Consider the following 15,970-nt stretch of genomic DNA (forward strand, 5'->3'; position numbering starts at 1 on the left):
TAAAATAAGTAAAGTTACCATTATGATTTTTACACTAGACGAAACACACTCTCCAAAACGAAATAGCTTTATCACAAGCGCACAATCTCAAACCACAGAATTTCCCATACAGAATCTCCCTTTTGCAGTAGCGCAAAACGGAAATAGAAATTCTATCATGGTTGGGATCGGTGACTTACTTTTTAACCTATCAGCATTTTGCGAAGCGCATTCACAAGCAATTGATATACCTAGCGTGACCTGTAGCGCTCTACTTCATTCCGATATGTCAAAGCTTATGAATTTATCTTTTTCACAATTACTAACCTTACGGCATAGTATCTCAAATCTACTTTGTGAATCTTCAGTTCATAAAGATAAAATTCTCGCGCACTGTTCTCCGATTGCCCAGGCACAATTTGTTCTTCCAACCATTATTGGTGATTATACTGATTTTTACGCATCCTACTACCACGCGCAAACCGTTGGTAAAATGTTTAGGCCTGATCAGCCCCTAATGCCGAACTATGTGCATGTGCCAATCGGATACCATGGCAGAAGCTCTAGTATTCGGGTAAGTCCATCAATAGTAAAACGACCTAAAGGACAAATTAAAAATCCAGATCAACCTCTACCGACATACAGTTCAACTGCAAAACTAGACTTTGAAGTTGAGCTCGGAATATTTATTAGAGGCGGTAATCAATTGGGTGAGCCTATCCCAATTGAATCAGCAGAAGAATATATTTTTGGTTATTGTTTACTCAACGATTGGTCAGCTCGTGATATTCAATCTTGGGAATATCAACCACTTGGTCCATTTTTAGGTAAAAGTTTTGCAACCACTATTTCTCCATTTGTAATCACTGGTTTTGCATTAACGCCTTTTTTTGTGGCTCATAAGAGAATTGCTGGACTTCCGTCCACGCTCCCTTACTTAACTAAAGAACCTTCATTAATTCCTGATATCTCAATTACCGCCTCAATACTTTCTCCAATGCTGCGAAAAACCTCAAGCTCACCTAAGGTTATTTGTAAAACAAATAATTCATTTTTACTCTGGACTCCAGCCCAATGTATCGCCCATCATTCCAGCAATGGATGCAACTTACAATCAGGTGATTTATTAGGTACTGGAACTATTTCTGGCCCTGAACCCTCGCAGGCTGGCTCTCTATTAGAATTAACCGCCAATGGTAAAACACCAATTGCTATATCTAACGATGAGGGGCGAACATTTCTACTCGATGGTGATAGCGTACTTCTCAAAGCCACATGCACAGCTAATCAGGCAGTCTCAATTGGATTTGGGGAAGCGTTCGCCACCATCGAGCCATAGAAGTCTATTCCCAATGCAATTAACTCTATACGATTATTTTAGATCTACAGCAAGCTACCGAGTTCGCATTGCTTTGAATCTCAAGTCACTTAGCTATGAAAAAAAGACTGTTAATTTACTCAAAAAGGAAGACAGAGGCGAGCAGTTTCGCAAAATTAATCCACAAGGACTTATTCCTGTGCTTCATGTTGCTTCCAGCAATGTAGATTTTTATCTTTACCAATCAATGGCCATCTGTGAGTGGCTTGATGAGCAATACCCCCAGCCACCATTACTTGGTAATGACCCACAAACACGGGCTACGGTGCGCTCACTTTGTCTAATACTTGCATGCGACATTCACCCCCTTAACAATTTGAGAGTGCAACAGTATCTAGAGCAAGAATTACATTGCACTGAACAAAATAAAATCGCATGGATGCATCACTGGATGCGAGAAGGTTTTATTACCCTTGAACAACTCGCACCAGAGCAAGGATTTTTAGCCAAAACTTCCACTCCCAGTCTTGCTGATATTTTTTTAGTCGCTCAATGGTACAACGCCTTGCGATTTTCACTTGATTGCACTCCGTATCCTAAGCTTGCGGCCATAGTCAATACTTGCTGCGCGTTGGAGTCATTTAGTAAGGCATATCCTCAGGAATAATACATGGTATCAAACAAATATATTTGTTTGATTTTATTGACTTGTTCTTTCACTAATGTAACCTTAGTGAGCGCAGAACAAACTGATTTTAAAAAGATCGTGAGCAAAGAGGTTACTCATTATCTCATTACCTACAGAAGCAATGCGTTTGGTGGGCTTAAAACCATCGCCTTTACGCTTGATAACAAAGATATTGAAAAAGGACGCCAAACCTTAAGGCAACATGCTGAGATAGATTCGGTAGTAAGACAAAAAAACCAGCAGGTAGTTGAGAATACCAACCAACAAATCCAATCAGTAATTGAACATAATTTTCAAGCCCTCTACGAACAGGCACAAAGCCAAGCATCTTTACTGGCTCGGCGTTACCCACCAGGCACCACTATTAATGTTACCATTCAAGACAAAAACTTACAACTAACCAGCACATTACAGTTTAAACCTGGTGCAAGTGACAAAGAAAACCGGCAATTGCAGATTGCCTTTACTCAGGAACTTGAAACCCTGGCGAGAAATATCAATGCCCAGGCAAAAGAACATCACGATCAAATCAACCAATTGGTAATTGATTCAAAAAAAGGTATTGAAAATACTTCTAAAGAAATATTTAATTCTGAATTAAAAAAATCATACGCTACCATAGTTAACTCGGATAATGAATTTATTCCAATCATTCAAGTTGATTATAGGCAAGTGGTATTAGATTATAAACCTGCACTCGCGAATCTTGCTAAACAATTTTCTAACACTGCAAGTACGCGCGAACTAATTGCTACTATAACTTCTTTTTTTCAATCAATTCCTTACCAGGCCATAGAAGATAAGGATAGATTTTCTGCTTTAGGAATAGTGCTTCCCACAACATTATTAGATAATAACCTTGGAGACTGTGATACAAAAGCGATAGCGGCAGCAAGCACTTTGCTCAACCATCTCCCAGGCTTACCTTTGCTTTTAGTGCTTGTACCCGAACATGCGCTCTTGGCGGCCGCAATCAAAAGCGAACCAGGTGATTCCTCTATCACTAAGGACGGTATTACCTATGTGCTGTTTGAGGTAGCTGGCCCAGCCATGACAATACCAGGTGAGGTGTACCCAAAAACAAAAGAAATACTAGCCAACCACCAAGTCATTCCTCTCCACTAAAAAGTTACTGCCTGGAAGAATACAATACATACACCAACACTCCAACAAGCATCCATAGCGCAAACATACTAATGGTATGTGTCGGTAAGGCAAGAATTAATCCAAAGCAAGACAGTGCGCCAAGGATAGGTATAATCAAACCCCCAGGAATAACAATTTTACTTATGTACTGCGGGTATCTTTTCCTTGCAACTGGCACCGCTAAACAAACAAAAATAAACGCCGACAAAGTACCGATATTGACAATCTCAACTAACGTATTAAACGGTAATTCACCAGCAATAAAAGACATGGTGATTCCAGTAGCTATAATAATTCGAGTTGGGGTTTTGGTTTTACTATTAACAGAAGAAAAAAAACTTGGGATCAATGTATCTCTTGATAAGGCAAATAAAATTCTCGTCAAAGCATAATAGAGCACTAACATCACAGAGGTAAGTCCTGCAATTACTGCGGTACCAACTAATGCTGACGCACCTTTAAAGCCAATTTGGGTGAGCGCATGTGAAGCTGGTGATGAAACATTTAATTCTTTATAAGAAACAATTCCAGTCATAAGACCTGACACCACAATATAAATCAAAGTACAAAAAACAAGTGAACCTATTATTCCAATCGGCACATCGCGTGCAGGATTCTTAGATTCTTCGGCGGCAGTTGAAACCGCATCAAACCCAACATAGGCAAAGAATACCAATGAAGCCCCGGCAATGATACCTACCGTATGGCCATCTGCAGTAGTTGAAAACCAACCGTAGGGTATAAATGGCGACCAGTTGCTAGGCTGGATATTAAACATTGCCACCCCAATAAATACTATTACCGCAAAAACTTTAATTGCGACTAATACAGTATTGAGCGTTGCACTCTGTCGCACTCCAACGAGCAGCAACCCCATCAGAATTAGTAAAATCAAACTTGCCGGTAAATTAATAATGCCTTTTTCTGGATTTGAAAAATATCCTACGGTGAGAGACTCAGGCAATGGCATCCCTATATTATTTAAAACATTAATCAAATATCCTGACCACCCTACCGATACCGCAGTAGTGGCAATTAAGTACTCTAAAATTAACATCCAAGCTACTAAAAATCCTATCCCCTGACCAAATACCGCATAACTATAACCATATGCACTTCCACAACCCCCAATCTTGGAAGAGAGTTCAGAGTAACAGAGCGCAACAAAAGTACACACCACACCTGAAATAATGAACGAAATAACTACTGCTGGGCCTGTAGCAGTTGCGGCAGTAACACCAGTCAGAACAAAAATACCAGTACCAATAATCGCCCCAACACCAAGAAGAATTAGATCGAGCGGACCTAGGCAACGGTTGAGAGTTTTAGCTGATTGATCGTCTTCTGCACGAAACTGTTCAATTGACTTAATCTTAAAAAAATTCATGGATTGTACCCCCTAGTTAGATTGCGGATTATTATTATATGAAAGAATTAAACTTGAAGTATCTAACTCACTATTACCAAGCTCACAGAGCTGTTTATATCGTCTTAGCACCTCCAATGCGTTTGGATAATTACTCTTAGTGTCACCACATGCATCTAAAAAAAGCTCTAAATCCTTAACCATATTTTTAATTGAAAAGCCATGATTAAATTTATTTTCCAGAATGGTTTCACCTCGATGTTGCATCTGCCAACTTCCTGCCGCGCCCTGTATCAACAGCGGCAACGCTAATGACAGGTCAACTTCTGCTGATTTTCCATAGCTTAATCCTTCAGATATTCCTGCTAACACTCCAGCTATACAAAGTTGGTTAACTAATTTAGTTTGATTGCCGATCCCTGCCCCACCCATTAGTTTTATTAACTTGCAATACGAAGAGCTGACTTTTTTCAAATCATCAAATTTTCCAGCATCCCCACCTACCATACATACCAGAGTTCCTAACCGAGCTCCCTCTGCACCACCACTAACTGGCGCATCAAAAGCGTAGATATTTTTACTTTGCGCCTGATCATAAATGGCACGGCTTAATGAAGGTGCTGTGGTTGAATGGTCTATAATCATACTGCCTGTTGGCATGGAAGCAAGCGCTCCACTATCCCCAAGTATGACTTCACGAACCTCGGCTACGGTATTGACACAAGTAATGACATAGTCTGCGCCATCACATGCTTCAGAAATTGAAGTGGCGACATATCCTGGATTTAGCTTTAACCATTGATTTACTTTTTCCTTGGTACGATTAAACAATCGCAAACTATACCCTGCCTTGGCTAGATGGCTAGCCATTGCACCTCCCATTACCCCTACGCCAATAAAAGCAATAGTTTTTGAGGTCATTTACAACGAATTTCTTTTTTTAAATTCTATTACCTTGGCAACCTGCTCTTGTTTAGGAGTAGATAATATTCCTAACCACAAGCGATGTCTAATATATCGTTCAAATTCATAAAAATTAAAAGCAAGATCTTGTTTGGTGCCTGATTCAGACCGAACCGTTATTAGAATAGTTGTGCTATCTTCTATTTCAATTTCTAGATGATACCCAAAGTCATACACAACTGCATAGCCATCATCTATTGAAAAATCATATGGCTCAAGGTCGTATTTTTCTAACAATGTGATAATTGAAAGAATGTTAAGAATTAACATGCCTATAGTTTAGCACACCCTTAATTAACTTAGTAGGTAAATCTTGTTGTCTTCTACTTTATAAAACAGTGGTGTGACCATAATAAGCGGGTACATTCGTTTAATTCTCTCACATTCACTTAAAACAAACTCCTGCTCGTTGTGAATTTCATGCATCAAGGCAAGATTCATAAAATGATCTTCTGCCTCAATCTTATCCCAACCCGCACCCTTAATAAGTCCGTTTATAAACTGGTCTTTTTTAGAGATTAAATTAACCATCCCACAGTTAGAATGCCCCATAATAGCTATTGAGCGCACCCCTCCTACGCTAATCGCATAGGATACCTTAAATGCACTATAACGCAAATTAGCACCACCAGAACGAATAATATAAGCAAAATTATCAGGCATGATTAAATGCTTTCTATTATCCATACACATACCTATCAATAATTGAGCATTATCATATCGGTCAAATGGCCTACCAAGATTATGGTATTCCAATAACCTACCCACAGGAGTATCTTTTAATGAATTGGGAATTGCATTACTTGAATCAATCTTTTGCATGAACTGTATTATACAACCTGTATTGTACGATATTTCAAATTGTATAAAATTTGTAGTAGGTGATTAGGGCAAAACTTACTATTTATATAAAATATTAAAAGTCACTTGATATTTATTTAAATTTTGTATTGCGCTTCTGTACTGTTCCGCGCATTACAATAATATAAATTGCAATCAGTAATAATAAGTAACACCAAACCCAATGATAATACTATCGGCGCCTTTGCTAGCTTCAGTTCTAGTTCTGAAATCAAGTGGGGAAGCAAAACCTTTTTGATTTCTAGGCGATGTAGGTGTATTTGAAAGATACCTATATTGTTTTGCAATGTTAATAATTTTTGGTAAATCAGGAATATAGAAATAGTTAAATGAGTAATCACCAACAAAATGAGCTAAATATAAATTAAATTGAACTTCTTCGTAACTTTGATTCTCGTATGACATACCAATACCAAAACAATTATTACAACTGGTATAGTTACCAAAAAGAAAAGATAGAGTTTCTTTTCTTTCATCATCAAGATACTTTCTTACGACAAAAGTAGGTATTCCATCTTGATATGTTTTTTTATTATAGTAAGATTGGCTATCGTTAGATACTTTCTTGAATTTAATTTGCAATCCATAAAAATAAAAATACGCATCAAGATTTTCCCCCAAATAACTAAAACCAATTGAGAGATACGAGTAAGTTGCCTCATCATACACTTTATTATTATTCTTTTTAATTGCTAGTATGGCATCGTTATTTAAACAATAATAATATTTATTAAGATCACAATTACTATTATAACTTTGTAGATCAAATTCTATCGTTCTACTTCCAAAATAATTCTCATCGTCATAAAAAGGTATTTTATTTAATAAGGAGAGGAGATCAAATTCTAAAGAATAACGCCCAACTGGAATTGCGAGCTCAAGACCAATGGCTCTGATAAATGCATAACCATTACCAAAATCTGTATGTAAATTATAGTGCTTAGGTAGACCACTTTCAACAATCTTTAATTTCTTTCCTTCTATCCCTGGTACTTGACCCCAAAATCCTTCAAAATATGTTACGCCAATATTCACATCTTTTGAATAAAGGAGCCTAAACGCTGATTGTGAGTTTGAATTAGAAGCGTACCCTACGGAATCGTAAGCATACAACAATGAGCAATCACCACTGCCCACTTGCTGATTTTTTGCACAATCAGGTGTTATTTGAATATTATCGTGCTTAGCGTATTCTTTAAGATAATCAATATATACATGTGAAGTTGGGTCTCTTGTGTGATTAAAGTAATAGTACAACCCTATTTCTAATTCAGGGATTGGATAGATAAGTAAAGAGGTAGAAAGCATGGGATACAAATACTCACTTATGGATTTTTTCACACTATATTCTGAATGATTAATCGGTAGTAATAAATTAATCGGTGAAAATATTTTATTCTGGCCCCATACAAATTTTTGATTGCCTAAGCGCCATACTAAATAATCATTTTCAACCTGGATAAAGGTCTCATCAAAACGATAGTAGGAGTGGCGACTTGAGATTTCAAATACTGAGTTTCCATCTTTATTATAGCCATAATTCATCTCAAAATTATATTTAGCACTTGAATTAAATAAATATAAATCTACTTGTACAGTAAATATTTCATCAAAAGTATCTCTCCATTTTAATCTCGCAGAAATACTTTGCAAATATTGAAAATCTTCAATGTTGCCTTTTGTCAAAATTGAATAATTTATCTCACCTGATAGATTTTTATCTATATTTCCAGTTTCATCATTTGCAATTGCTAATTGAGTACATTGGCAAAGTGCAATGATAATTAAAATACTATAACCGAATGATTTGTATTTATTCACATAAACCAGTGGATGTTGGTCTTCTGTCGTAAACATAAATTGATCTTCCCGCTTTTCCACCAGATAATGTAGGATGTAATGCTTTAAGATAAATATTTTACTCTATAATTTTTAGCTATAGCATTTAATCTACTATGCTTATTTGTTATAGTTGTTGTTATTTTTGATGGGTTAGTAACTGTACAACTATAATTTTGATCGTTTCTGTTTTTATATACATTAAACCCAGGCTTATATTTAATACATTTGCATTAATATTTCTAGTATATGCCGAGGCTTTAGTTAAAACAGCCCAGATATTTTTATAGAATGAGTTGAGGTTCCCTAATAATAATATTTCACACTAAAAGTAAGTGATCCGGTACGACCTATAGGGTGACTCTCATTACTATATTCTGCACTATAGAGAGATTCTGGCCCATCTGTTTTGTGTCCATATTGCTTAAGTTTATTTTCAATCTGAGGTAACGAAGGTAGATACACACCTGAAAAACCAAGTTCAGCTGATATGACACTTAATGTAACTGTAAATTCAACATTGTCAATTGATTTGTTGGTGTAATATAACCCTAAAGCTATTTCTTTATCTAACTCTTCTGTTATTTTCCAAATAAACCCAACTGATTCACTTCTCTCATGTCCAAAGATATACTGTGTAGCTATGAGAGGTAAATAATAAAGTTCTGTTTTTGATTTTAAGATTTTTCGATTAAATAAATCATATATTTCGTAGAATTTTATAAAATTTATGTTACGGTATTTTTTCTTATAAATAAACACTTGAAATGTTGTATTCCATTCTTCGCCTTGATAATCAAAACCCAGAGACGCAAGTTCATAGTCAACTAAAATATCCAACTTGCCTTTGTTTTTAATTAAAATATAATTAAAATAAACTTGCTCAAGATCTGAAGTGCAACCTTGAAGATATTTACCATCAATTAAAGTAAAATCAGCATATAGTGCTTGACGAATGTCTGCACAGGTTGGAATAGCTAAATAGTGTGGTTGATCTGTGGCTATTATTGAGTTCAAAGCAGTTCTTGAATCAGGTATTGCGTTTAATACTTTTAAATAATCAAATTTAAAAGTATAACGATCATCGGGTACTGATAATTCAAAAGCCACAGCTTTAATTTTTGCAAATCCAGATCCAAAATCAGTAAAAGTACTATACAGTGGAGTAAAACGAGATGGGTCAACATACTCGCTGCGAATTGGGTTTTGGTAGGTAGGCGGTGCGACATCAAGGACTTGCACCGCTCTTCTGTGCTTCCCTTCCACTCCATGTAACTGCCCCCAATATCCATTAAAAAAAGTCAGGCCAAGAGTTACAGCAGGATTAGAATATAAAATTCTTATCGCTTGCTGATCATCGCTAGTATCTATCAAACGGTATTGAGCAAACTGTGGAATAAAGGTATATCCTGGTCTACCCCAATCATTTGCAGTCAATGCATTATCAAGCCTGGGAAATGCGCTTTTTTCAAGCCTACTTACATCAACAAAAGCAGAATTAAAGTACTTATATCCTAACGGATCTCTATCGTGATTAAAAAAATAATGTAATTCTATTTGCCATTCAGGATCGGGATAAATAGATAACGTAGCAGATAAAATTGGATAAAGAATATTATTTTTATTTGCCTGATGAACACTACCTGTAAGTTGCAAGGGTAATAAATATGATATAGGAGAAATATCAAATTGTCCCCAGTTTAATTTTTGCCTACCAACTCTGAATCGAAGTAAGTCAGTTTCATAATTAATATAGGCTTCTGAGACAAGCAACTGTGTGTATTTATTTTTAATAGGGATAGTAATTTCATAATTAAAATGCTCTTTGCTTGCTTGAATATCTATGCATCTTTGAATAATTTCTGAAGGCTGGATTGTTTTAGTATTACCATAATGATAAATATATGGTCTAAAAGCAAGGTAATTATATCTAGGCAAAAAATTAAATTGAGGTTTCCAATAAACTCCGCAACTCATAATCCCAATAAATTTATAATTAATAGATGTATGTAAAGCATCAATTTCAATCGCAATTCCAAAATGGGGCAAAAGTTCAAAATCTTGCCATCTAAAGTTTGCACTAATACTATATAGCTGGTTTGATGTAGTTTTTACCCCCGACAAACCAGCAATTCCAGAAATAACTAGATTACCAGATATATGTTTATTTACATATGTGTTTTCACCATTAGCATTAGTAATTAAATTAACAAGTATGAATAGAATAAAAACTATACAGTTCATACGAGTTAATGCTAGTTCTTTTTTAATGGCATCGTTGATCGATTTTATACAAAGGATAAAGGATTGGATATGGTCTAGAAACTGGGGCTGTATTACAAACATATCCGAGAATTGAATCTGCTTGAATTTGGAAATAATCATTTGTTGGATTTGAAGACCAAGGATTTCTATATACATGATTACTTTCAGCTTTATCCCTTAAACATTCATTTCCCAATAGAACATTGCAAGTTATCTTAACGATAATTGGATTATTTTGCGCATTTCTATTAACTATTCTCATATCTGACAATAAATATGCGTAATATGAATCTACTACATCTAGGATAGATCTAGATTGTCCCACAGGAGTATCTTTTAATGAATTGGGAATTGCATTACTTGAATCAATCTTTTGCATGAACTGTATTATACAATCTGTATTGTACGATATTTCAAATTGTATAAAATTTGTAGTAAGCGATTAGGGCAAAACTTAATATTTATATAAAATATTAAAAGTCACTAGATATTTATTTAAATTTTGTATTGCGCTTCCGTAGGATTTAATCTCAGTATCAGAAGGTGTGTCGCGTTGATATCCAGCTATTTCTTTCGCTGAACTTTCAACTTTTGGTAAACCAGGCAAATAATTAGTGGTAAAACTGATTGGTGAAGTTTGATTGCCTATAAAAATAGAATATGTTGTAGTCTCTAAGTAAGTATAATTATAAAACAATCCTACATTTAACACGCCTAAATTTAAGTCATAGTTAAATATTCCTCCGATATTATGATCTGCATTATCACCAAAAGTATAACTAGCTACCGTAAAGGGGAATAAATATCTCTTATTTGAGCAGTGAGAATAAGTTAATAAAACATCTAATGTACAGTTTGAAATTTTTTTCTGATACAACACTATCCCAAAAGTAGCTTTCCATAGATCTGATAAATAGTCAAAACCAATCAGCGCATAATCGTAAGTCACATTTCTATCTAATTTACCCCTATTTTTATTAATAATATATTCATATTCATTTCTTTGATCTGAGACACATCCTTGAAACAATTGCTTGTTATTACTTTGCACTACATCGTATAAATTAGCACATGAAGGTAAATAGTAACGAGTAGTCTCAAAATTTAAGCGGTTATTTAAGTCATAATAAGAACTAGGAATTGGGGTGAGAATTTTTAAATAGTCAAATTTAAAAGTATACTCATTGTCTGGAATTGCAATTTCAAAAGCGACAGCCTTTATTTTTGCAAAACCTGAACCATAATCAGTAAATACATTGTAAAGAGGTGTAAATAGGGATGGGTCAACATAACTTCCAGGGCTTTGGTAAGTAGCAGGAACACGAGGCAACGCCTCAACTGCGAATCTTTTTCTGCCTTCCACACCTTTTAACTGACCATAATACCCAACAAAATAAGTCAATCCAATTGTCATATTTGAATTCGAATATACCGCCCGTAAAGCCACTTGACTATCTCTTGTGTTTGTAATTTTATATTTCCCAAATCTAGGTATAAATGTATACCCATTTCTACCCCATGTTTCTATTGCTGACATATCATTAACCTTAACATCAATACCCTTATCATATCGAACAGTATCGCCCGCAGCATAGGTATAATAGTTATTGCCCAATGGATCCCGATCATGGTTAAAAAAATAGATTAAATCCAATTGCCATTCATTGTCAGGAAAAAAACTAATTGAAGTAGTTAAAGTAGGATACAAGATGTCTGACTTTGACTTAAAGTTCGCATAACGACTTAAATTTAATGGCAAGAGCAATAAGATTGGCGATAAATCGAACTGCCCCCAGAAATGCTTTTGCAAACCAATTTTAAAACTGAATAAATCTAAATCATACCTTAAATAGAGTTCTTCAATTCTTGATTTAGTATATTTCAAATGTACTGGAATGACAAATTCATAATTTTCATTTAGAGGAGGCATTTCAGGATTATATCTATTAAAACTACTAGGCAGATAGTCTCCATAGTACATGTAGTCTGCTTTTACAAACATAGAGCTAAATTCAAATACCATTCCTAGGTTTTCATAAATTGAATCATCTTTCCAACGTAAACTAAATTCTAAAGAATGTAACACATTCTCATTTTTATTCGTATCTAAATTTAAACCATTTATTAAAGAATATGAAATAGTACCTGAGAAATGTTTGTCAAAATAAAAATCATTTTCTGAGTATGATTTCGAAGCTATTAGTAATAAAACTATAGCTATTGGTGGCTTTAGATTAAATTGAATGTCTTTAATTAATTGCAATTTAAATTGTTAGAATTATTAGTTGAATAAAGGTACAAAATCGGATTAGGTCTTTTTTGCATACAGTTATAGAAATAACCCAATATAGAATCTGATTGTAATTGAAGATTAATATTTTTTACTGTTGTACTGTTTGGATTTCCATTATTACTTGTAGTAATTATATCTCTTAGACAGTCATTGCTATTACATTGACTTTTCACAGAGATTAAATAATTTCCTGTCGTTGATTTAACACTACTTCTATCAGAAATAAATCTCCCCCAATATGAATCAAGTCTTAAATCACGAGTAGGCCTTATCCCTTCACATTTTCTTAATGAAGGTCCTCCCGGGAAAGTGTAATAAGACCAATTATCATTATCATATTCAACAACAGCATAAGGGATGCCAAATTCCCTTTTAGTACGAATTATATAACCTCCACATCTCATGCGCCAGTTTTCAATATAACTTAAACTATTAGTCTCGCCTGAAACATCTTCACCAGCTAATGGAGAAACTTCAGTATTATCACTCCAATTTATATAATTTAACCCACCAGCATATGATGCATTAGCAGCAATCTGTTCTCTGGTATTTACTTTATCTCTACCCACAATGCCACCTGCAAAAAGGTGTGGTTGATTATTTCTTGAAGAAAAAGTAGCGTTTAAATTGATGGTGAGATAAGAAACTGATTTGTCGGGAGAGCAATTCGTATCGGCAGCAATACAAGTTCTAATTCCATTTTTCTCATTACTCCCTACAATCCCTCCCGCAAAGACCCGATACAATCCAGGGTAGGTATGGTTAATTGACCCTGTTGTTCTTACATTTATTATTATGCCAGCATTTCTTGCTGCAACAGGTCCAATGAGAATGGGATTTTCTCCATTGGGTGTATTGTCAAAGGTAATCGTTGAATTGTAGTTTACATGGAGGTTTTTAATCACCGCTGTTTCACTAGTAGCAGCAAAGAGACCATAGTAGGTATCCTGATTTGCAGTTTCAGGCTTTTGGTTATTATCATTGATTGTGATGGTATGATATTTACCATCAAAAGTTGATTTAAATACAGGCATGCTGTTTCTACCAGGTCCTATCGGATTCCAATTATTCACGGTGATGTCATTAGTAAGCTCATAGCCATAGCAACCACTACTAGGACAACCTCCAGTATAAGATACTCCATTAATAATTAGAGAAGTGCCATTTGTGTTGTAACGAATAGCATCAAGAAACTTTTGGTTGGAAATCTCTATTAGCCCATTTCCATCGTTATCAACTTTAACATTTGGATCATACAAAGTTACAGTAAAGTAACTATACTGACGCTGGACATCAGTAGTTGAGGTGTCGCTTACACTACTTTCGTATGAATTGGCAAATGACACTTCTTCACGGATAGTGCATGTTCTGTTCTCAAATGAATACTTAGTGAAATCAAAAGTGAGTGAACCAGTTACTGTATTAACAGTGCAGAGGTCGCTACCAGTTATAACTGTATATGAAACCCCCCAACTTCTAGAAACTAAGAAATTGTAAATGCCGTAGTTTCTGTAGGAGGTGCCTTTGCTAGGCAATAAGGGTTGTGAATCACCTTTAGTAAATGAACTGGCTGGATAACTAAATGCATTAGCGGGGGTTACACTGGGGACATAATCACTAACAGTTGATCCAGCATCTATTATCCCAGCACCATATTTTTGCGTGTCATTTTGATTGCTATTAGCAAATATTTTTAGGTGTTTTTTAATTTCATTGACATCTGGGAAAGATGCTGCGTCAAACCTGTAATAAAGGTGTTTCGATTGTATAAGAGCAATAATGCCTGAGACTATAGGTGCTGAATAAGAAGTTCCTTCATCTTGAAAAGCTTGATCAATTAAAAATAATTTTTTAATTGAGGTTGGTACTGCGATATCATTGGCATTGGCTATATATATACTTTTTATCGCCACTAATACATCCTTACCTGGTGCCATTATGGTAAGTGGCTTTTCAGTACTGGTGCTGTAATTTGAAAATGTCGCTCTGTTTCCATCTTTGTCAGTTGAACCAACAACAATAACATTGGGAGAATTTTGAGGGTAATGTAAATAATTAGAAAGTTTGATTTTTATGGGATCGACTTCGATAGCAGCTTCTGTTGAAAAATCCAAATCATCGTTACCTGCAGCAACAACAAGAGTGCCTTTGGCATTTTTAAAATTTGATATGGCATTATTTAAAGTGTCAATTTTTTCTTGGGCTTTACTTTGTTCAGTGGAATCTTTAACAAGTGTGCTGGGTTTAATAAGTGTTGCGTGGCCAGAAAAATTAATAATAGTGGCTCCATGGGTTCTTGCATAATCAATAGCGGCAGTAAGATCCGCTGCTTCGCAACCTGCAACTCTTAGATGCATAATTTTTACATTAGAAGCGATACCACTCATGATTTTGGAATTGTTGGTTACAGCAGATACGATACTTGAAGTTTTTAGTCCATGATTACCAATAGTAGTATCAGATATATCATTAGAAGCTTCACCATCGCAGAAGTTTTTACCATTTCTATGTTCTTTAGTATAATCAAAATCAGATCTATCGTTATACCAAAGATCTGCTTCTCTTATATCTGGATGGGGTGTGTACCCTGTATCTATAAAAGCGATGACGATTGGTAAACCCAAAACAAGACCATCATTTACTGAAAATAAATGTTTCCACGCAGTTCTAATATCAACACCTTTGTAAGTTGAGTTATTGATTAAATGCCATGCACATGGTGGTTTTGAAGCTAGAGCAGGGAATTGTGTGGATTGACCTTGATCAAATTGATCCCCATTTTCATAATTTAAAGGAAAGCTATCACAAGGTGCACTTTCATTCCAATAGGTATCGTCAGGTGAATTATTTGGATTGTAATAACTCTTTTCAGTTTTAACACGCAATGAAAACAATCCTTGTATTTTTGGTAATCGCAGAATATTTTGTTCAATGATAGGATTTTGATACTGTGCCAATGATTCAGATTTATTAGTAAATTGAATATCTACATACAATAAACTTACTTCACGACTATATCTCAGATTTATTATTGCATTTACTGGAATACCTAAGGCTCTTCGTTGGTTTTGAATATCAGTAATTACTGTGTCATCTTGTGCGTAAAAAATAGTTGAAAAATAATTTGAGAATGGGATTGGGTTTAATTGCGCGCTTTGGGATGGGAGAGGTTGGGTTCTATTTCTAGTTGCCAATAAAGGCCAGCTACTAGGAGTATTAATGAACGCAGTGCCTAGTTGATCTGCTAGGGTG

At 35.2% G+C, this 15,970-nt stretch carries 12 protein-coding genes; 3 read left to right on the forward strand and 9 right to left on the reverse strand.

Going from position 1 to position 15,970, the window contains the following annotated elements:
- Positions 1 to 22 precede the first annotated feature (22 nt).
- Genes fahA through QM538_05105 form a run of 3 tightly spaced genes read left to right on the forward strand, consistent with a single transcriptional unit; the run spans position 23 to position 3,110 of the window.
- Positions 23 to 1,318: a fumarylacetoacetase gene (gene fahA / locus QM538_05095; protein ID MDI9347860.1), complete on the forward strand. Its 1,296-nt coding sequence runs from the start codon at positions 23 to 25 to the stop codon at positions 1,316 to 1,318.
- Between the two features lie 13 nt (positions 1,319 to 1,331).
- Positions 1,332 to 1,964 carry a maleylacetoacetate isomerase gene (gene maiA, locus QM538_05100; protein MDI9347861.1) on the forward strand — a complete coding sequence of 211 codons (633 nt, stop codon included), beginning with the start codon at positions 1,332 to 1,334 and terminating at the stop codon, positions 1,962 to 1,964.
- A gap of 3 nt (positions 1,965 to 1,967) precedes the next feature.
- Positions 1,968 to 3,110, forward strand: a complete 1,143-nt coding sequence (locus QM538_05105) for a hypothetical protein (GenBank protein MDI9347862.1) — start codon at positions 1,968 to 1,970, stop codon at positions 3,108 to 3,110.
- A 4-nt stretch (positions 3,111 to 3,114) separates the two neighbouring features.
- Here the strand turns inward: QM538_05105 and QM538_05110 are convergent, their stop codons facing one another.
- From QM538_05110 to QM538_05150, 9 genes are all read right to left on the reverse strand, one after another.
- Complete coding sequence (locus tag QM538_05110) at positions 3,115 to 4,518, reverse strand: amino acid permease (protein ID MDI9347863.1); 1,404 nt, start codon at positions 4,516 to 4,518, stop codon at positions 3,115 to 3,117.
- Between the two features lie 12 nt (positions 4,519 to 4,530).
- The gene (locus QM538_05115) at positions 4,531 to 5,418 is read right to left on the reverse strand and encodes an NAD(P)-dependent oxidoreductase (protein MDI9347864.1); all 888 of its coding nucleotides are present in this window, start codon (positions 5,416 to 5,418) and stop codon (positions 4,531 to 4,533) included.
- Positions 5,419 to 5,730, reverse strand: coding sequence for a hypothetical protein (locus QM538_05120; GenBank protein ID MDI9347865.1), 312 nt, complete (start codon positions 5,728 to 5,730; stop codon positions 5,419 to 5,421).
- 24 nt (positions 5,731 to 5,754) lie between these two features.
- Positions 5,755 to 6,282: a carbonic anhydrase gene (locus QM538_05125; GenBank protein MDI9347866.1), complete on the reverse strand. Its 528-nt coding sequence runs from the start codon at positions 6,280 to 6,282 to the stop codon at positions 5,755 to 5,757.
- A gap of 174 nt (positions 6,283 to 6,456) precedes the next feature.
- A complete protein-coding gene (locus tag QM538_05130; protein MDI9347867.1) occupies positions 6,457 to 8,178 on the reverse strand; it encodes a hypothetical protein in 1,722 nt (573 codons plus the stop codon).
- Positions 8,179 to 8,466: 288 nt separating this feature from the next.
- Positions 8,467 to 10,404, reverse strand: coding sequence for a hypothetical protein (locus QM538_05135; protein ID MDI9347868.1), 1,938 nt, complete (start codon positions 10,402 to 10,404; stop codon positions 8,467 to 8,469).
- Positions 10,405 to 10,426: 22 nt separating this feature from the next.
- Complete coding sequence (locus tag QM538_05140; GenBank protein ID MDI9347869.1) at positions 10,427 to 10,804, reverse strand: hypothetical protein; 378 nt, start codon at positions 10,802 to 10,804, stop codon at positions 10,427 to 10,429.
- Between the two features lie 75 nt (positions 10,805 to 10,879).
- A complete protein-coding gene (locus QM538_05145; protein ID MDI9347870.1) occupies positions 10,880 to 12,688 on the reverse strand; it encodes a hypothetical protein in 1,809 nt (602 codons plus the stop codon).
- A partial coding sequence (locus tag QM538_05150) for a S8 family serine peptidase (GenBank protein ID MDI9347871.1) occupies positions 12,679 to 15,970 on the reverse strand: 3,292 nt, incomplete at its 5' end. The genes QM538_05145 and QM538_05150, both read right to left, overlap by 10 nt.

The organism is Candidatus Methylacidiphilales bacterium, from assembly GCA_030054035.1.
GTDB lineage: Bacteria > Pseudomonadota > Gammaproteobacteria > JASGCS01 > JASGCS01 > JASGCS01.

What these genes read in the sequence shown, in the direction of transcription:
- fahA (MDI9347860.1), top strand. Translation starts at nt 23, where the DNA reads ATGATTTTTACACTAGACGAAACACACTCTCCAAAACGAAATAGCTTT.
- maiA (MDI9347861.1), top strand. Translation starts at nt 1,332, where the DNA reads ATGCAATTAACTCTATACGATTATTTTAGATCTACAGCAAGCTACCGA.
- QM538_05105 (MDI9347862.1), top strand. Translation starts at nt 1,968, where the DNA reads ATGGTATCAAACAAATATATTTGTTTGATTTTATTGACTTGTTCTTTC.
- QM538_05110 (MDI9347863.1), bottom strand. Translation starts at nt 4,518, where the DNA reads ATGAATTTTTTTAAGATTAAGTCAATTGAACAGTTTCGTGCAGAAGAC.
- QM538_05115 (MDI9347864.1), bottom strand. Translation starts at nt 5,418, where the DNA reads ATGACCTCAAAAACTATTGCTTTTATTGGCGTAGGGGTAATGGGAGGT.
- QM538_05120 (MDI9347865.1), bottom strand. Translation starts at nt 5,730, where the DNA reads ATGTTAATTCTTAACATTCTTTCAATTATCACATTGTTAGAAAAATAC.
- QM538_05125 (MDI9347866.1), bottom strand. Translation starts at nt 6,282, where the DNA reads ATGCAAAAGATTGATTCAAGTAATGCAATTCCCAATTCATTAAAAGAT.
- QM538_05130 (MDI9347867.1), bottom strand. Translation starts at nt 8,178, where the DNA reads ATGTTTACGACAGAAGACCAACATCCACTGGTTTATGTGAATAAATAC.
- QM538_05135 (MDI9347868.1), bottom strand. Translation starts at nt 10,404, where the DNA reads ATGAACTGTATAGTTTTTATTCTATTCATACTTGTTAATTTAATTACT.
- QM538_05140 (MDI9347869.1), bottom strand. Translation starts at nt 10,804, where the DNA reads ATGCAAAAGATTGATTCAAGTAATGCAATTCCCAATTCATTAAAAGAT.